Annotated in this window: 15 protein-coding genes; 11 read left to right on the top strand and 4 right to left on the bottom strand. The window is 61.4% G+C overall.

Annotated elements, in window-relative coordinates; genetic code table 11:
• Positions 1 to 46 precede the first annotated feature (46 nt).
• Together A5483_RS08120 and A5483_RS08115 are read right to left on the bottom strand one after the other, a co-directional pair.
• Complete coding sequence (locus A5483_RS08120; RefSeq protein WP_063811495.1) at positions 47 to 3,004, bottom strand: glycoside hydrolase family 2 TIM barrel-domain containing protein; 2,958 nt, start codon at positions 3,002 to 3,004, stop codon at positions 47 to 49.
• Between the two features lie 111 nt (positions 3,005 to 3,115).
• Positions 3,116 to 4,408 (bottom strand): LCP family protein, encoded by a 1,293-nt coding sequence (locus A5483_RS08115; RefSeq protein WP_479405457.1) that lies wholly within the window; start codon positions 4,406 to 4,408, stop codon positions 3,116 to 3,118.
• Positions 4,409 to 4,513: 105 nt separating this feature from the next.
• Here A5483_RS08115 and A5483_RS08110 point away from each other — a divergent pair, with 105 nt between their 5' ends.
• Complete coding sequence (locus A5483_RS08110) at positions 4,514 to 5,536, top strand: glycosyltransferase family 2 protein (protein ID WP_002549249.1); 1,023 nt, start codon at positions 4,514 to 4,516, stop codon at positions 5,534 to 5,536.
• 3 nt (positions 5,537 to 5,539) lie between these two features.
• Here the strand turns inward: A5483_RS08110 and A5483_RS08105 are convergent, their stop codons facing one another.
• Positions 5,540 to 6,262 carry a TIGR03089 family protein gene (locus tag A5483_RS08105; RefSeq protein WP_002549254.1) on the bottom strand — a complete coding sequence of 241 codons (723 nt, stop codon included), beginning with the start codon at positions 6,260 to 6,262 and terminating at the stop codon, positions 5,540 to 5,542.
• 76 nt (positions 6,263 to 6,338) lie between these two features.
• Here A5483_RS08105 and A5483_RS08100 point away from each other — a divergent pair, with 76 nt between their 5' ends.
• From A5483_RS08100 to A5483_RS08080, 5 genes are all read left to right on the top strand, one after another.
• Complete coding sequence (locus A5483_RS08100; RefSeq protein WP_063811494.1) at positions 6,339 to 7,415, top strand: mannose-1-phosphate guanylyltransferase; 1,077 nt, start codon at positions 6,339 to 6,341, stop codon at positions 7,413 to 7,415.
• Positions 7,412 to 8,101, top strand: coding sequence for a hypothetical protein (locus A5483_RS08095; protein WP_063811493.1), 690 nt, complete (start codon positions 7,412 to 7,414; stop codon positions 8,099 to 8,101). Before A5483_RS08100 ends, A5483_RS08095 begins: the two co-directional genes overlap by 4 nt.
• Before the next feature lie 167 nt (positions 8,102 to 8,268).
• Positions 8,269 to 8,526 (top strand): WhiB family transcriptional regulator, encoded by a 258-nt coding sequence (locus A5483_RS08090; RefSeq protein WP_002549216.1) that lies wholly within the window; start codon positions 8,269 to 8,271, stop codon positions 8,524 to 8,526.
• A gap of 133 nt (positions 8,527 to 8,659) precedes the next feature.
• Entirely contained in the window at positions 8,660 to 11,992 is a 3,333-nt protein-coding gene (locus A5483_RS08085; RefSeq protein WP_063811492.1) for a glycosyltransferase family 2 protein, read from the top strand.
• Complete coding sequence (locus tag A5483_RS08080) at positions 11,989 to 13,458, top strand: DUF5719 family protein (protein WP_063811491.1); 1,470 nt, start codon at positions 11,989 to 11,991, stop codon at positions 13,456 to 13,458. The genes A5483_RS08085 and A5483_RS08080 overlap by 4 nt, the downstream gene beginning before the upstream one ends.
• A gap of 5 nt (positions 13,459 to 13,463) precedes the next feature.
• Here the strand turns inward: A5483_RS08080 and A5483_RS08075 are convergent, their stop codons facing one another.
• Positions 13,464 to 13,883, bottom strand: coding sequence for a metallopeptidase family protein (locus A5483_RS08075; protein ID WP_063811490.1), 420 nt, complete (start codon positions 13,881 to 13,883; stop codon positions 13,464 to 13,466).
• A gap of 127 nt (positions 13,884 to 14,010) precedes the next feature.
• Between A5483_RS08075 and A5483_RS08070 the strand changes: the two genes are divergently transcribed.
• Genes A5483_RS08070 through aroQ form a run of 5 tightly spaced genes read left to right on the top strand, consistent with a single transcriptional unit; the run spans position 14,011 to position 17,152 of the window.
• Positions 14,011 to 14,394 (top strand): DUF3499 domain-containing protein, encoded by a 384-nt coding sequence (locus A5483_RS08070; RefSeq protein WP_241497699.1) that lies wholly within the window; start codon positions 14,011 to 14,013, stop codon positions 14,392 to 14,394.
• 10 nt (positions 14,395 to 14,404) lie between these two features.
• On the top strand, positions 14,405 to 14,683 hold the full coding sequence (locus A5483_RS08065) for a Trm112 family protein (protein WP_063811489.1): 279 nt from the start codon (positions 14,405 to 14,407) through the stop codon (positions 14,681 to 14,683).
• On the top strand, positions 14,680 to 15,699 hold the full coding sequence (locus A5483_RS08060) for an SIS domain-containing protein (RefSeq protein ID WP_002549250.1): 1,020 nt from the start codon (positions 14,680 to 14,682) through the stop codon (positions 15,697 to 15,699). The genes A5483_RS08065 and A5483_RS08060 overlap by 4 nt, the downstream gene beginning before the upstream one ends.
• Positions 15,696 to 16,724 carry a cation diffusion facilitator family transporter gene (locus A5483_RS08055; protein WP_063811488.1) on the top strand — a complete coding sequence of 343 codons (1,029 nt, stop codon included), beginning with the start codon at positions 15,696 to 15,698 and terminating at the stop codon, positions 16,722 to 16,724. The genes A5483_RS08060 and A5483_RS08055 overlap by 4 nt, the downstream gene beginning before the upstream one ends.
• Positions 16,721 to 17,152 carry a type II 3-dehydroquinate dehydratase gene (aroQ, locus tag A5483_RS08050; RefSeq protein WP_063811487.1) on the top strand — a complete coding sequence of 144 codons (432 nt, stop codon included), beginning with the start codon at positions 16,721 to 16,723 and terminating at the stop codon, positions 17,150 to 17,152. Before A5483_RS08055 ends, aroQ begins: the two co-directional genes overlap by 4 nt.
• Positions 17,153 to 17,163: the final 11 nt, after the last annotated feature.

The following is a 17,163-nucleotide window of genomic DNA, read 5'->3' as shown; positions in this document are numbered from 1 at the left end:
GATGGCTCAGAACCACAGTGGTCCTGAGCCATCTTCCCCCCGTCCGTCAGACCAACGACAGAGTGAGCGACAGGTCAACCGGTTGGGCATACAGCCGGTGAGACATGATCGGCATCGGGCCGCAGGACGTCGATCCCAGCGGAGCCGAGATGGCGTCCAAGGTAAGCCAAGTGTGCCCATCGGGTTCCAGCTCCCAGGTGTGGGCAGCATTCATTAAGGCTTGTGAAGTCCACGGCCGGATCGCGAATGCCGGCCAGCTGCCATCCGCGGTGATCCGCATACCACCGCTCGAACCGCCGATTGTCAGTTCGTGGATTCCCTGGCGCAGACCGTTCTCCTGGGGCATGACGTAGGGGGTCTGCAGGTCTGCCACATCGCAATCCCAGCGTCCCCAGATCGCGGCGTGCTGAGAATCGGGATAGTTCTCGGTCGGTCCGAGCCCAAACCACGAAACGGTAGTCCACTGTGCGGGCAGGCCTATTGTCACGCCAATGCGCCCGAGCATGGTCGGCCAGTGCCCATGTGGATCGGTGTGGAGGTCCAGGTGGATCCCTTCGCGACCATCGTCGGTCTGGACGGCGCGCCAACGCCACGTCGTCGTCATGGAGTTGCGCGCGGCGGCAGCAGCGCTGCGAGTAACGACAACCAGATCGCCACTGTCTTCGTGCACGGAGGTCGTGGTGTGGACGAGCCGGTCGAGACCAGCTGCGAGCGCCGCGTCACCAATGTTGTTGCGGGCCAGTGCGCTAGCCCGGTCATTGTCAATGGGGGCGCGGAAGAGATCAAGGACAGCAGCGACGAGGCTCGCGGTACCCCATGTCACGAGGCGACCACGACGGTCGAAGCGTGCCGGTCCGAGACTCCAGCCGCTACTGTCACGACGCGGCTGTGATGACGCTGGCAGACAGGGTTGGGGCAGCGGCTCGGGAACCAGCAGAGCTGATGTCCGGGCTACTACGTGACCGGCCGACGCCCAGAGAGTGTCCGCTGTCAGTTTTGCCTCCACGACGACAACCATCCGATCGGAGATTTCGTCAGGAAGTGGCACGGTGCCAGTCCAGGTGTGATGGGCCGCCAAGGCGCCGACCGCTAGAACTCCCGCCTGGACATACTCGCCGTCGTCAACGAGCTGCCATGTGAATTCGAGGTCGGATAGGTCTGAGAAATCGCGTCGATTGGTGACGGTGATGCCGGTACCATCGCGCAGCTGCTCGCTATCGACCTCGATGCGCACCGCTCCCATCGTCGCCGCGAACTCCAGCAGGCCTGGGGAAGGGGTGCGATCAGGCATGACGAGCCCATCGCAGACGAAGTTTGAATCGTGCAGGACCTCACCAAAGTCGCCCCCGTAGGCATAGCCGCGTCCAGTGTCGATGCCGTGATCGATCCACTCCCAGACGAATCCGCCATGCATGCGGTCACGGTGGAAGTGCGGGTCGAAGCATCGTTCCTCGTAGGCGGACAGCTCCCCAGGGCCATTGCCCATCGCATGGGCGAACTCGCACATGAAGAAGGGCAGCTCGCGCTCGCGCCCCGTCTGTGGCGCAGGCGCAGCCCCAGGCATGACGGTGCGGTCACGCACGGCCTCGACCCACTCCATGGACGGGTACATCACCGTCCACACATCGACGATGGCGTGGGCGTAGTCGCCCTCGTAGTGGGTAAAGCGGGATGGGTCGCGCTCCTTGACCCAATCGTTCATGAGTCGAATGCCTTCGCCACAGTGGGATTCGTTGCCCATCGACCAACCGATGATGGCGGGATGATTCTTATCGCGTTCGACGGTGCGCTGGATGCGGTTAAGCAGGCAGTCGTACCACCGGCGGTCGCCGGTCGGGCTGCCATCCCAGCCGCCCCACTCGAAGCCGTGGGTCTCGAGATCACATTCCAAGAGGACCCAGACGCCATACTCGTCGCACAGATCGAGGAAACGAGCATTCGGTGGGTAATGGGAGGTGCGAATGGCATTGACGCCGTGGCGCTTCATGAGCTCGAGATCAGTACGCATCGTCTTCTCGTCGAGAGTCCGTCCGGTTCGCGGATGCCATTCGTGGCGGTTGACTCCACGGAAGATGATTTTTTCCCCGTTGACGGTGATGACGTCGCCGTCCACGGCGACAGTCCGGAATCCAATCCTTACAGCGACGGTCTCGGTGTCGGTGGAGACGGTGGCGTCGTAGAGCCTGGGGGTTTCGGCGGTCCACGGTTGCGCAGCGGGGATTGTTACTTCGGTGTTGCAGGTGGTGGTGAGCTCGAGCTCGGGGATGGTCACGGTTGCGCCTTCCGGCCCGTCAATGAGGAGCTTGGCATCACCATCCCAAGAAGCATGGACGAAGAGGTCGTCAATGCCGCCATAAGGTCGGGCCAGCAGAGTGACCTCGCGGAAGATTCCTGACATTCGCCACATGTCTTGGTCTTCCAAGAATGTGCCGTCGGACCACTGACTGACGGCCACAGCGAGCACATTGCGGCCGGGACGCAACTGTGAAGTGACGTCAAACTCGCTGGTGAGGCGCGAGCCCTTGGTCCATCCCAGTTCGATCCCGTTGAGCCAGACACGGGCAAAGGAATCGACGCCCTCGAATCGCAGCAATACTCGTTCGGCGCTGGTGAAGTCTTGTCCAACCTCGAAGGTGTGACGGTAGCACCCGGTGGGATTCTCATTGGGAACGACGATGTCTTCGTCTGATGCGGGAACCGGTATGGGGTAATTAATGTTGAGGTAAGCCGGACGGCCAAAGGGTGCGTTTCCGGCTGGGTCGACCATCTGCCAGGACGATGGCACGACGAGGTCGACAAAATCGCTGTCATCGAACTGGGGATCGGTAAAGCCGGCTGGCGCGTCGTGGGGTGAGTCAACCAGCTGAAACCGCCAGGTTCCAGACAGGTCGAGGGCGGGGGCGTCGGTGTGCAGGTGAGCTCGGGGAGCTACCGGACCGTCCCAAGGGATGAGGTTCGTGAGGGCGTCGTGTAACCCTTGTGCGGTGTCGTCATTGGCAACCATGGCATCAACCTTAGAACCTCATGATGAAAACGTGTACATCACGCTCTCAAAGAGTGCGGTAAAGCGTTGCCGGGGGCTCCCCAAGCGGTGGGTTGTACAAGGGGCGCGAGTTCAGGACAATTCGGTCACCTTCGAGGTGTCGCCGCTGCGCAGGTCGTCCCACAACTGGGCGGCCTTCTTGTCGTTCCACAACACCGACGATCCAGCTGATGTGTACGCCGAGACGGTCGAGACCGGGACAGTCATCTTGATTCCGTCGTTTCCGGAGACCTTCATGAGCCCCCGGGCCGTCTTGAGGGCAGTCAAGGTCGAAGTGTCGGTGCCAAGCTTTACCGCTCCCGCCGCGGCCATATTCACTTTCCAATAGCGCACCGGATTGATGAAGGTCCACAAGCTAAGAGCCTTTGTGGCCACCTGGGAGGCCACCTTTTGCTGTCTCTTGACGCGGCCTAGGTCTCCCTCTGCGTCGGCCTTACGCATCCGCACGTATCCAAGGGCCTGGACCCCGTTGAGGTCCTGGGGGCCGGCAGGAAGGTTGGTATGAGAGTCCTTGTCGACCATCGGCTTGTCGAGGGCTACGTGGACTCCGCCGACCGCGTCAACCATCTGAACGAATCCACCGAATCCGATCTCGACATAACCGTTGATGCGCAGGTCAGTGGCCTTCTCAATTGTCTGAACAAGCAACTTCGCCCCGCCAATCGAGTAGGCAGCATTGAGTTTGTTATGACCATGCCCGGGAATACGCAAGAACGTGTCTCGCGGCAGGGAGATCAGGACATTTTTGCCTTCGGGGGGCATGTAGAGCAGCAGCATGGTGTCGGTGCGTAGACCGGTTTCGGTGCCGGTGCCCAACTGCTTCTGCTGCCTGGGTGTGAGGTTCTGCCGCTCATCGGTGCCGACTAGCAGCACGAGGGTGCCTGGGTGATCCGCGCCTCGTGGTCCGTCCGGGGTGGCGTCAACCGTTCCGGTACAGCTGAGAGCGTATGACGGCACAGCGACGAGCCACACCAACCATGCCAACAACAACACCATGATGACCTTGACGGGGTGCCGACGTCGACGAGCGCGTGGCACTGGGCGGCTCGCGGCCTGCCGTCGCTGTGTGGTGCGACGCGATGGGTGCCGTGGCGATTGGCCATCGGATCGGTACAGATCGGCTGTAGGGCGTCGCGAGGATCGCCGCTGTGCGGATTGCTGGGAGGAGAAGCGACTTGTACCTTGACGACGCTGAGAGTGCCGGTCGCCCCGTAGCCGACCTGTTCCACTACCGGGTGCGCTGCGCGGTGGGTCTACCGGATCGATACGAGTGGCGTCGCTTTCGTCAATCCCGTATAGCCAGTCCAGGTCAGACTGGCGAGATCGCTCGTCGTGGGGGCCGCGCCCGCTGCCTCGATAAGACATGAAATCTACCGTAGCCGCAGGTCCATCCAGATCCGCAAGCCTGATCGGGCGAGTCCTGTGTGGCGCAGGATTCACAGGCCATTCAGACCTGGCACAATGGCGTGCATGTCGTCATACCTCGCACCTCCGGTCAGTGTTGTCATACCGGTTAGGAACGAGGAGAGATATCTCGAAGAGTCGGTTGCCGGGGTCATCAACCAGGGCTACCCGGGTCCGATGGAAATCATCCTCGCTATTGCGCCGAGCACTGATCGCACTTGTGAGATAGCCCAAGATCTGGCTGCTCGAGACGATCGCATTCGCGTGATTGACAATCCCGACGGCACCACTCCCAAGGCCCTAAACCTTGGTGTGGCCGTATCCCGATACGACATCATCGTGCGCGTTGACGCTCATGGTGAGCTTGGCCCGGAATACATCGCGACCGCCGTCGAACTGTTGGAGCGTACTGGCGCGGCCAATGTCGGAGGGATCATGGACGCTAAGGGACGTACCCCCTTCGAGCAGGCTGTGGCGGTGGCTTATACCTCCAAGTTGGGTTTGGGTAGCAGCGCTTTCCATCAGGGCAATGCGCCGGAGGGTCCGGCTGAAACGGTCTTTCTCGGCGTCTTTCGTAAGGCCGATCTTGAGGCCGTCGGTGGTTTCTGCCCGAAGTTTGACCGGGCTCAGGACTGGGAGCTTAACTATCGGTTGCGTCAATCTGGACGAGAGGTGTGGTTTAGTCCCAATCTCCGAGTGACGTACCGGCCTCGCTCTACCGTCAAGGCCCTGGCGAGGCAGTTTTTCCGTACTGGTCAATGGCGCCGTGAGGTCATGCGCCGCCATCGCGATTCGGTAAGCCTGCGGTATCTGGCTGCTCCTATTGCTGTCACGGGGATCACGGCGGGAACCATCCTCGGTGTCGTCGGGGTCGTTCAGGCTGCTAAGACCAGATCACTGAAGCGCTGGCCGCTTATCGGTTGGGCGGCGCCGTTGGGCTATGCCAGCATCATCGGGGCTGGGTCAGCCGCCATAAAACGTGACTTGGATCCTGGAGTTAGGGTCCGTCTGCCTATGGTCTTGGCGATGATGCATATGAGCTGGGGAGCTGGATTTCTCGTCGGTTTGGGCGATCGCTCAAGCGACTGAATCTCATACCGCCATGGCTCCCTCTTGAGCTGCGATGGCCGCCAGATTGTCGGTGGACTCGACGAGGACTAACGACCCGCCACCCAGAAGGCAACTCGTGAGGGTCGTGGCTACGAGTTCGCTGCCGCCGAGACGAATCCGGTCGGGAGAAAGCAAAACTGGTTGGCTCAGCGGCACCAGGTCGAAGAGTTGTTCGCCGGTCCATTCCTGGCTCCCCTTGAGCCACACCGCGCTGGCAGCGGCAGGTCGCGCTGCAATCAGGTCGTCAGGGCCGGCAAGGACCTCGGTGTTATCGATGGCCCCCGGCATCAGGGTCTGGCAGGCGGTAGCGAAGGGTGCGAGGCTGCACTGGATGAGGACATCGGGGGAGTCGGCCAGATCGGCGTCCGGGCCAGTGACTTCTACTGCTGCCTCTTCCTGACCAGTTAGATCGACTCGAAGTCCGGCCCACCACGAGGCCAGCAGCCACACACAACTTGTCCAGTGCCCGGGACGAGCGCCGCATACCGAAAGACGGGAAACACCACCAGGCTCGACTCCCTCGGTATCGAGCAGGTACACCGACTTCGTGACCCACGTCAGCAGGGTGCGTGCTGACAGCTCACTGCGGTCCCTGCCGTGGTACCACGTCAGCACTGGCAGTGCTCCTGCGTTCTGGCCGCGCTGATATAGGGCGGTCAGGGGATCAGGGTTGCGAGTCGGGGTTGACCGAGTAAGGGAAACCATGGCACCTATTGTGAAGGATGAGACGCTGTGGTGCGTCTAACGCGGTTGCGTCGTCGCGGCCGGATACTCTGTCGACATGCAACACATCCTCATCCTGGCCGGAGGGTCCGGTACTCGTCTGTGGCCGTTATCCCACCAGGGAGAGCCCAAACAGTTGTTGGAACTTATCGACGGGGTCAGTTTGCTTCGGATGGCCTACGAGCGGGTCGCCGGCCTGGTGCCCGACGCTAACATTTTGGTGTGCACGGGCGCCTCGTATGCCCACACCGTCGCCAAACTGTTGCCGGAGCTTCCCCCCGAGAACATTCTGGGCGAGCCGGTAGGGCGTGACTCCCTCAATGCCGTGGCATGGCCGGCCGGAATCATCGCTGACCGCGACCCTGACGGCGTCATGGCTGTCGTCACAGCTGACCACATTATTCGTCCTGTCGACGACTTCCGGGCGGCTCTGAAGCACGGTTTTGACCTCGCCCATGCTGACCCTACTGCCTTAGTGACTTTCGGTGTTGTCCCCACCGAGCCCAATACCGGATTCGGATATCTCCATCGAGGTGGCCCGCTGAGGCCCGGATCACATGCCCACCAGGTACTTGAATTCGTCGAGAAACCCAGCAGTGAGGTGGCCCGCCAGTATCTGGACTCTGGCGAGTATTGGTGGAATTCCGGCATGTTTGTGTGGCGGGCTGCGACCTTGCTGGACTGTCTATCTCAGCTCAAGCCACAGACCCGTCGTCACGTCGACGAGTTGGTCGCTGAGCCGTCCCGACTAGCTGATATTTACCCGCTCATGGAGAAGGTTTCGGTCGACATTGCGGTCATGGAACCGGCATCTCATGGCGGATGTGGTGTTCATGTTGCAGCTATTCCGTTGGAGATTCAGTGGTACGACGTTGGCTCCTATGAGGCGCTGGCCCCCCACCTGCCGGGTGATGGGAAGGGCAACAATGTGACCGGTTTGACGGTATCGGTTGACTCAGCCGGAAACCTGCTGATAAATGACCGCCCTGACGCCGTTCTAGCCGTCGCAGGCTTGCACGATATCGCCGTCGTGAGTACCGATCGCGCTACCCTCGTGGTGCCGATATCTCAATCGCAGCAAGTTAAGGCTGTGGTAGCCGAGGTCGCTGCCAGGGCAGGAGGGCGATACGCGTGAAGAATGCCCGAGAAATTCGCGAGCCGCTCGCGTGGACAGTCATTGTCGTCAGCATTGGATTCCTCGTTGCCTTTGTCGTGCGCATGGTCTTGATGCTGACTCACGATCACAGTGGGCTGTTCGGCATGGCCCGCAGCCTGTCTGGAACTTCGCTGGGAATCGGCATGATTCTGTTGCTGCTGGCGGCAGTCTTGGTGTGCCGGTTCATCTATCCGGCGACACCGCGCGCTGAATTGCTTGGCAAGGTAGCTGCTGTTGTTATCGCCACCGCAGCCGGACTTGATCTTATTCTCGCTCTGCTGTCACCAATCCATGGCCCCGGTGGGGCCTTTGGGGCCATCCTGGGGCTATTTGGGGATCTTTTGGCGATTGCCGTCAAGGTCCTCGCTGCTTGGGTCTTGTTGGTGTTGACGCGGCCCGAGGCCGTCTCAGCTGAGGATGACGAGGACCCCGGTGCAGAGCCTGAGGGCGAGCAGGATGACTCTGCTGGTCAACTCGTCGCCGCAGATGAGGCCGAGGTTTCAGCTCACGACGATGACTTCAGCTGGCCTGCGGGAGTCGGCGCGGTGTGGACTAGGGCCGGGGATGCTGCAAGTGGCGCTGAGGCATCTTCCTGGGATAACGATGATGCGGGCTACAAGTGGACGGCGGAGACTTCACGCGACGAGCCGGGCCGTCAGGCATAGTTGTTCGAGTGCGCTTAGCGCTGAGGGCACAAAACGATCACATGTGCTGGCGCGACACGCCGCTCATCGTGGCTTTTTTGTGAGACAAAGTCGCGTAGTGAATCTCACACGTGTAGTTTGTGCATCGGCGCGGAACTCGCCGCGTCTGATCTCGAGGAGCTTCCCCCATGGACGAGATTCTTACCGTGCTTGCCGGAGGCGGTGACGACGAGCCGGAGTGGCATGACAAGGCACTATGCGCCCAGACCGATCCGGAGGCATTCTTCCCTGAAAAGGGGGGATCCACCCGTGAGGCCAAGCGCATTTGTGAGTCCTGTGAGGTCCGCCAAGAGTGCTTGGAGTACGCCCTTGAGAATGACGAGAGGTTCGGAATCTGGGGCGGATTGTCCGAGATGGAGCGTCGTCGGCTGCGTAAGCGGGCGTGACCCGGCACCGCGGTTATTGGCAGGACTCGGTAGAGTGTCTTGTCTGTCCGGGATGGCTGTCTGCACGACGCGGCATATGCGATGATCAGTGCATCCCGTGCTCCATGACGTCGACGAACAGGTGGCCTGCTAGGTGAGTGACGAGAAGTACTCTGCGGAGACCAGATCCGGCAAGGGCCGTCGGTATGGCCGCAGCTATGCTCCCCGCACCGCGGACGGGTTGACCGACTGGACTATTCCTGTCATCCCGTCGGCGCGTGTTGATCCGGAGGATTGGGCGTGGGCCCACGAGCGACGTAGACCAGTAGACCCGGATATCACAGTCGACCAGGTCGCGGCGATCCTTCTCGTTCACCAGGCGGTGGGTTGGTTGCCGCGAACCCTCAACGCACTGCGACGTAGCGGCGCGCGCGCGGCAGTGCAGATTGCTGTCGACTTGGGTTCTACGGATGGTTCCTCCGATGTGCTCAGGGATGCTGTGGGCGAAGGATTGCTGGAACAGTGCGTGACGGCTAGCGCAGACACCACCCCCGGTGAAGGCATCAACCTGGCGGTCGATCGACTTCCTGACGACGTTACCCATATCTGGATCCTGCACGACGACGCCGAGGTGCGTCGTGACTCCTTGACGTGCATGCTGCGGGAGGCCTCGCGCAAGCCCCATCCTGACGTCTTGTACCCCACATTGCTCAAACCGTCCCGGCATAACTACCCGGAGTTTATTGATGAGCAGGGACAGAGCGTCAGCGCTGGCGGTGCTCGCATCTTGCCGGTCGTTGATCGCGGAGATATTGACCAGAAGCAGGCTGATCCGGGGCCGATTCTGGGCGGCTCGTCAGCTGGCATGTTCATTCGGTTGGACGCGTGGCGTCGCCTCGGTGGCTTTGACCCAGCACTTCCCCTCTTCCGTGACGGCGTGGATTTTGGCTGGCGCGCCAATGAAGCGGGCATGGTGGTCCGCACTGCGCCGAGCTGTACCATTCATCACCGCCAGGCAGGTCGAGGGTGGCAGCGGGAGTCGAATTTGGCTCCCCGCCCGGACGTCACCGATCGTCTCGCGGGGATGCGAATGGTTGCAGCCCGAACCGGTCATCCCACCCGCACGAGCTTGGCTTTCCTATTGGCGAGCGTGTGGCGTTTTCTCGTCCTCATGGTGGGCAAGGCCCCGTCGCGTGCTGTCGACGAGTGGCGAGCAGGCTGGCAGTTGTGGCGGTCGCGTTCGGTTACCCATGAGATGACGCAGCGCCTGCATGACTTCCATGCGCAGTGCGATCCTGACGACCTTGAGAACACCAACCGTCTTTTACCAAGTCGACGCAGTGTCTGGGCTCGGGCAGTGGATCGCTACGCCGGGGATTTGTCTGATCGGATCCACCCGTGGCGCAATGAGGATGGGACGACGATCGACGACCTTACCGGCGACGATTTCACTGCCCGTGACCATCATTCTGTCGTCAACCCATACACCGTCATGGTCAGTCTCATGGTGGTGTTTGGGCTCATTGCTTGCCGCGGTCTCTACGGTCCCGGTAGAGCGACCTCGACCTGGCTCGCGCCGGCGCCAGACGGTCTGGCTGGGGCGTGGCATCGCTGGCTAACCGCTGTTCCCGGCTTACCTGGAGGAAACGCGCCGTGGCTGGCGTGGCCAGCTTTCGGTGCGGTGCTGACGATTGGGGAGCCAGAAGTTCTGGTCCGCATTCTGCTCGTCGTGACCCCCTTGCTCACGGCGATGTCGGCACATCGGCTGTTCCGGCGGGTGGTCGGTCTTGGTACGACGACGGTGTTGCTTGCGAGTTTTTGGGGCTTGCTGCCTGTCCTCACTGGTGGCCTAGCTCGCGGCTCGGTGACCGCGTTGGCGTTGGGGGTGATCCTCCCCCAGATGGCCCTGCATACTTGGCGGTTGGTTAATCCCGACACTGTTGACGTCGTGGAGGTGCGCGGCGCCGGTACCGGTAACCGGCAGGTGAGTAGCGTCTCCTCGGCAGGTGGCCTGGCTCTGTGGTCAGCTCTGGCGATCAGTCTTGTTCCGGCATTGTGGGTATACCCGGTTGCGGTGGCCGTCGGCATCCTCGTGACTCGCCCTCGCCGTCTGTTGCTCGCCGGCACAATTGTGTTGGGGCCACTGCTGGTCATCTCTGCGTGGATTCCGCGACTCATAACTGAGCCTGGTCGCATAGTGACCGGGGCTGAGCCTCTGCTCAGCCCGACTGTTGAAACCCGTACGCAGTTGTGGTTATTAGTAGGCCGCGCGATTGTCCCCGGTAGTGCTCCCACCGTGTTCACCCTGATTGCGATGACCCCGTTGTGGATTGCTGCGCTGTGGGCGGTATGGCGTCTGGTCATCGATCGCTCGGCATCCGTCGGAACCCTGACTGGTCATCCCCGCGGCCGTGTGCTGGCCCTCATCGTCGTCTACTTGGTGTGCCTCGTCCTCGCTGGTGTAGGGGCACGCACCCTGGTCACCGTCTGGGATGTGCAGGTGCATCCGGCTATCGAGCCGTGGCAGTTGATAGGTGTCGGAGTGCTACTCGTCCTTGTGGCAGCTGCTCGCCAGTCGGCCATATTGAAGCGTGCCGAGGTGGATCATCTGCCCGCCGACGTATCCCCGACCCTAGGTGAGCTGCTTGTCAGCGTCGGCAACCGATGGTTGCCATGGGTGCTGGCGGTTTCTGTGGCTGCTAGCAGCCTATGGTGGCTCATAGGGGGCGTTCGTGGCCCGATGTCCACAACTGATGCTATGCGACCCGCCTATGTCACAGCAGTCGAGAGCTCTGCTCGTCACACCCGCACCCTCGTGGTGAATGTGCATGGCGGCAGCGCCCACTGGAACCTTGTCGACTCCGATAACCCGAGCTGGGGTAGCGGTGAACGTCCGGCTGTCTCTTCGGACAGTCGCATTGCTGACTCGGCTGCTGGTCTTGCCCTCGCGGTGGCTACCGGAGCTGTTCCAGATGACCTGGCTGAACGTCTATCTAACTTGGGGATCGGTCATCTTTGGCTTCGTGGCGCAGGGCCCGACGTCGTGTCTCAGGTGGGTAATGCCTCAGGTTTGACCGCTGCGAATACGGATGCTACGACGACGGTCTGGACCGTTGATGGGTTCCCTTCACGGGCCCTGCTGAGCAGTCGCGGGGGCGACAACGTGCCGGTCACCGGGAAGGTAACTGAGTCGGGAACCGTGACAATACTCGAGCCCCGTGATAGCCGGTGGAATGTTGAGGTAGGGGGCACGCGACTGAGCCCGGCGTCGCACAATGAAATCGGAGAGTCTTACCAGGTTGGCTCGGCCCGCGGTGATCTGACGTGGTCGATGCCTACCCAGGGATGGGCTTGTGCCATTGAACTGTTTTCCCTGCTCGTCTTGATGGTGGTTGCTGGACCTCAAGCCGTTCAGCGCAACCGCACTGCCGCTCCCCGCCGATCTGTGCCTGCCCGTAAATTACGCCGTCGTCAGGAGGAGTCATGAGCGATCGCCCTCGCCGCGCCCTCGCGGATGACGAGGAGCCTGAGGAGATTTTTGAGGATCGGCCCGTGACGGAGGGCCCGGCCCCAGCGCGTCGCGCAGTCGATTCTGACGATGCCAGGGACCTGCCGCCAGCTCATGCTGCTCGCGCCATGGTTCAGGCGCCTGAACCCGATGAGGAGGCCGAGCATCACTGGAAGGGACCGGTGTGGGTAGTGGCCCTGGCCGTCGTCGCGGTAGCAATCTCATTGGCCACCTCAGCGATTCCGTCCACCCAGCGTTCTGCCCCTAAGGGCCAACCCATCTCCTCAGGACGTACCCTGGTGTGCCCTGCTTCTCAGGGGAAGGCCAGCCTCGCTGCGGGATCCTTGGGTGGAAGCCTACAAGTCGGCACCTCGGTCAAGAAGCTCTCTGAGGCGGCGGTGCCTTTAGTTACCAACATCAACACGTCTGCGGGTTATATCCGGTCTACGGCTGGGCAGCATAGGCCCTCTGGCTCGGCCCTATCCACAGAAGGTGGCATGACAACGTGGGTGCCGTGCATTGGCGCGGCCACGGGAGGGGCAGTCAGCGTCACTAACCCCTCCGCCTCTGACCTTGTGGTGGTCAATCCGGACACCAGGGCAGCCACTGTCGATGTCACTATGTTGGGTTCGAAGGGAGAAATTGTCACCGCCGGGATGCGAGGCATTCGCGTTTCGCCAGGACAGACCAAAGTGTTACCGATGTCGGTGTGGGATAACAACGCCACTCCTGTAACCGCTCTTATCAACGCCCGAGAGGGACGAGTCGTCGTCGGTGCCCGCACGTGGGCAGATAAGGGCCGCGAGACGAGCGCGATGGCCCCGGCAGCCAAAACGCTGTTTTTGCCAGCTGTTCCTGACAAGGTGTCGACTGCGACCCTCGTCATTTCGAACCCCGGCACGAGACGGTTGAGCGTGTCCGTGACGGCGCTGGCTGGACGTGGACCCTTTACCCCTGACGGTGCTGACGAGATCGATGTTGACCCCAGGTCCACCATCCAGGTGGACCTGTCGAAAGCTTTAGCGGGGGAAGGCGTCGGGTTACGGCTATCCGCTGACGACCCCGTTATTGCCAGGTTGTTCGTTCAGGGTAGGCCCGGCACTACCGATTATGCCTTGGTTGGTCCGGGAGGCTCGAGTAAGGTCCTGGAGCAAACCGTCGGGGCGCCAGGAACCCTTGAGCTATCGAACCCAGGACGGGAGGCCGTTACCTTTTCAGGCGAGCTGACAGGAGCTAACGGGAAGAAGACGGCGATCGAGGGCACGGTTTCGGCTGGGTCCACCTGGTCGGGGAAGGTTCCAGCAGCTGGCCATCTGCACATTGCCGGGTCGGCTCCGCTCATTGGCGGAGTTATATCTGCCAGCGGCTTGGCCGTCCTCCCATTGGAGGCCATGGCGACTGTGACGAACGGTCGCAGCGCTGACGTTGATCCTCAGTTGCGTTGACGGCCTTAGTTGTCGAGGCTGGGATCAATCGTTTCCACGGGAGTACCAGTTAGCGCTGAGAGCTGTTCGATGAGGGTGCGATGAACGAGGATGGCTAATCCGCGCCTGCTGGCCGTCCTTAGCTCGAGGGGTCGTCGATAAATGACAACCCTGGCGGGGGAGTGTTCGCTACCGTCGACAGCAGAGGACAGCGGTACCCGCCCCTCCGTCCAGTCGGGCATGGTAGGGACGTCTTCTGCCCCGACGACGACGTTGTCGAGGATTCCCGGGCACGACATTTGTACTTGCTGAACAGCTTGTGCCAGGCAGGCCGTGAAGAACTCGGCGTGGGTGGGGTCAATGCGGTCAATGCGTCCACCATAGGAACGGGGCAAGACGACTGGTGCACGCTGGCCACGGCTATGACGGTTACGACGCTTGGACATGCCGCAACTGTATTGCGGTTGGGAAGACAGTGTGATCAACAGTGGATTTGCCGCGCACCGGAGGAACACCGATGTGTCTGTGCGGCGTCCGCGTGGCAACTGCGCGAGTACCAGTGTGTGGCGTACCGTGCGCTGGGTGAGAGAGTGCATTCGCCCCGGATGTTCCCAACCGGCGGTCGCGACGCTGACCTACGTCTACGCCGAGCGCACTGCAGTTGTCGGGCCGTTGGGGCCGAACCGTGAACCCGGCGCCTACGACATGTGTGCCGAACATGCTGAAGCCCTCTCGGCGCCGGTGGGGTGGGAAGTCATCCGCCTACCCGGTATCGATGATCTCGCCCCAGCCCCACCAGCCGACGATTTGATGGCTCTGGCGGCAGCGGTGCGAGAGGTCGGGATGCTCGAGGACGAGGTTCTGCCTGAGCCTGACCCCGCCTCGGTGCACGTCTTAGGTCGGCGTGGCCATCTGTCCGTCATCACCGACGCCAGCCGTGACGTCTCAAACCACTAGAATAGCGGTCATGCCTGATTTACCGCTGGCCCCTGAGGCACTCGACCTCTCTCCGGCGTTCCTCGAGGTGGCAGCTTGCCCGGCATGCCATTCCCGGTTTGCCCTCGATTTCGACAGTGGGGAATTGGTGTGTTCCTCTCCGTCGTGCGGGTTAGCCTTTCTCGTGCGCGACGGTGTCCCCGACCTTCGCCTCGATGCGGCGCGTAAGCGGGAAACTGGTAAAGGAATCGCTACCGAGGATACCGAAGCTTTTGAGCCGACTCACCGTCATGAGATGAGGCCACAGTGACCTTCGACGACTCACGTCTCGACGCGCCTCTTGACCCGCTTGCCGAGGGAGTGTTGCGTCGCTTGGCTAGTACTGGCGCGCGCATTCGTCGCGACTGTGCTGACCTCGACAAAGTACGTCGAACGGTCGGTGAGTGGGGGCAGCCTCGGGGAGTTCTCGTTGTCGGCCCTGAAGCGCGCCTGGTGCGGTCTGTCCTTGAGCCGGTATGTCCCGTCCCACTAGTTGCCTGGCCGTATCTGCGGCTGCCTGCGTGGGTTGGCCCCCTTGATCTTGTCGTCGCCCTCGATAGTGATGGACGCTGTGCCGCCCAGGTGGCTGAGGCCCGACGCCGAGGCAGCGCCATCATCTTGGCGGCCGCTGGGAAGGCCGAGTCTTGGCAAGCTGCCGGTAGCTATGGCACTGCCGGCATTGAGATGGCCTCTGAGGATGCCATGTCAGCCGCCGTCGCGGCTCTGTCGGTGCTGAGCGACCTGGGTCTTGGGCCAGTCGTCGATCCCGGACAGGTTGCTCGGGTTGCGGATATGGTTGCCGAATCGGCTTCGCCTCACCTCGACCTCGCCGTCAATGAGGCTAAAGACCTCGCGTGTGCGTTAGCCGATGCGGAACCCTTGTTGTGGGGAGGGTCAGTTCTTGCGGCGCGGGCGTCGCGACGCCTCGCGCAATGGATGAGACGAGCGACGGGTCGCATCGCCTTGTCCGCCGACGCAGTAGCGCTGCGTCCTGTCATTAGCTCTGCTCCTAGAAGGGATCCTTTCGCCGATCCTGATCTTGACGGTGAGGCGCGTCGTCCTGTCCTTGTCATCATGGATGACGCCGAAACCGAGCACGTCACTGTCCGCCGAGACCTCGAACATCTGTGCGCCGCCCATGACGTGACGGTGCGCAGCGTCACCTTGCCGCTCGGCATTGATGAGCGGTCCTCGTCGATGGACCGTTACGTTGCCTTGCTACTCCAGGGACGTTTCGCTGCCGTCTACTTGGCTCTCGGGCTGGACCGTCTGGAAGAGATGACATGAGCCAAGCAGACATAGTTGAGGGGTCGAACGCCTCCAAGGAGCCAGCTCCGAACCAGGGAGGACGCAAGGCGATCATCGCAGCTGCTTCCGCCAACCTTGCGATCGCGGTGACGAAGGCGATCGCATGGGCGCTCACGGGGGCATCGTCGATGCTTGCCGAGGCAATCCACTCGGTGGCTGATACCGCAAACCAGGTTGTTCTCATGGTGGGCGGTAAGGAGTCCCACAAAGAAGCTGACGAGGACCACCCCTTCGGCTATGAGACGGCGCGGTACTTGTCTGGTTTCGTTGTCGCTATCGTCATCTTTACCCTTGGTGGTCTGTTCGCCCTGTATGAGGCCTATCACAAGATCGAGGCGACTCTTGGTGGTCATCGCGATGAGCTCCTCGATTCCCAGTGGTGGTGGGTGCCGCTGGCAGTCGTCATGATTTCTCTTTGCGCAGAGGGAGCTAGCCTGCGTACCGCTCTCAAGGAGAGTAGCCAGGATCGCGAAGGCATGACGATTTTGCAGTACATCCGGAAAGCTAAGGCCCCGGAGTTGCCGGTCGTTATGTTGGAGGACTCTGCTGCCGTTCTTGGTTTGATCTTTGCTTTCTTGGGTGTTGGCCTCACCCTGCTCACCCATAACCCGATTTTCGACGGCATTGGCTCGGCTTGTATCGGTATTTTGCTGGTCGTTGTTGCAAGGGTGCTTTCGCGCGAGATGAAATCTCTGTTGGAGGGAGAATCAGCTACCCCGGAGTCACGTAAGGCTGTCCATGACGCCTTGATACATTCTGACGGCGTTGACTCGGTGATCTATATGAAGACGGTTCACCTGGGCCCTGAGACGATCTTGGTGGCCGCCAAGATCGCGGTTGATCCGACGGATTCCGCCTTCGAGGTCGCGCGCATTATCGATAACGCCGAGGCGTCGGTCCGCGCTGCTGAGCCGTTGGTTGGTCCGCTATTCCTTGAGCCCGATATCCGTTATGGGGATAAGCGCATTAAAGACGGGGAGGAAAGACCGGAGGATCAGTCATGAGCAAGCAGGTTTTGGTTCTCAACGGCCCGAATCTGGGTCGGCTTGGTCGACGGGAGCCACAGATTTACGGAACAACCACCCATGACGATCTGGCGGCCCGGTTAATCGAATATGGTCGCGAGCTAGGGCTGGACGTTGAGGTGCGTCAGACCGACTCCGAGGAGCGGATGATTGGGTGGATCCACCAGGCCGCCGACGACCGTACCCCGGTCGTCATTAATCCGGCGGCCTGGAGCCACTACAGCATCGCCATTGCCGATGCCCTAGCCCAGTTGGAAGCGCCTTGTATTGAGGTGCATATCTCCAATATCGCCACCCGGGAGGAATTCCGTCACCATAGTGTGGTGTCGGCGCATGTCACCGGGACGATCGTCGGGCTGGGATTGAAGGGGTATGAGCTGGCTTTGTCTTGGCTAGCCACTGGCTAGGCTCTGCGACC

The sequence above is a fragment of the Cutibacterium namnetense genome (genome assembly GCF_001642025.1).
In the GTDB taxonomy this organism is placed as follows: domain Bacteria; phylum Actinomycetota; class Actinomycetes; order Propionibacteriales; family Propionibacteriaceae; genus Cutibacterium; species Cutibacterium namnetense.
This window is presented reverse-complemented; position numbering and strand designations above follow the sequence as displayed.

Coding starts and splice junctions, on each gene's coding strand:
- A5483_RS08065 (WP_063811489.1), top strand. CDS start 14,405: ATGCCTGATTTACCGCTGGCCCCTGAGGCACTCGACCTCTCTCCGGCG.
- A5483_RS08105 (WP_002549254.1), bottom strand. CDS start 6,262: ATGGTTTCCCTTACTCGGTCAACCCCGACTCGCAACCCTGATCCCCTG.
- A5483_RS08100 (WP_063811494.1), top strand. CDS start 6,339: ATGCAACACATCCTCATCCTGGCCGGAGGGTCCGGTACTCGTCTGTGG.
- A5483_RS08080 (WP_063811491.1), top strand. CDS start 11,989: ATGAGCGATCGCCCTCGCCGCGCCCTCGCGGATGACGAGGAGCCTGAG.
- A5483_RS08120 (WP_063811495.1), bottom strand. CDS start 3,004: ATGGTTGCCAATGACGACACCGCACAAGGGTTACACGACGCCCTCACG.
- aroQ (WP_063811487.1), top strand. CDS start 16,721: ATGAGCAAGCAGGTTTTGGTTCTCAACGGCCCGAATCTGGGTCGGCTT.
- A5483_RS08110 (WP_002549249.1), top strand. CDS start 4,514: ATGTCGTCATACCTCGCACCTCCGGTCAGTGTTGTCATACCGGTTAGG.
- A5483_RS08090 (WP_002549216.1), top strand. CDS start 8,269: ATGGACGAGATTCTTACCGTGCTTGCCGGAGGCGGTGACGACGAGCCG.
- A5483_RS08075 (WP_063811490.1), bottom strand. CDS start 13,883: ATGTCCAAGCGTCGTAACCGTCATAGCCGTGGCCAGCGTGCACCAGTC.
- A5483_RS08115 (WP_479405457.1), bottom strand. CDS start 4,408: ATGTCTTATCGAGGCAGCGGGCGCGGCCCCCACGACGAGCGATCTCGC.
- A5483_RS08055 (WP_063811488.1), top strand. CDS start 15,696: ATGAGCCAAGCAGACATAGTTGAGGGGTCGAACGCCTCCAAGGAGCCA.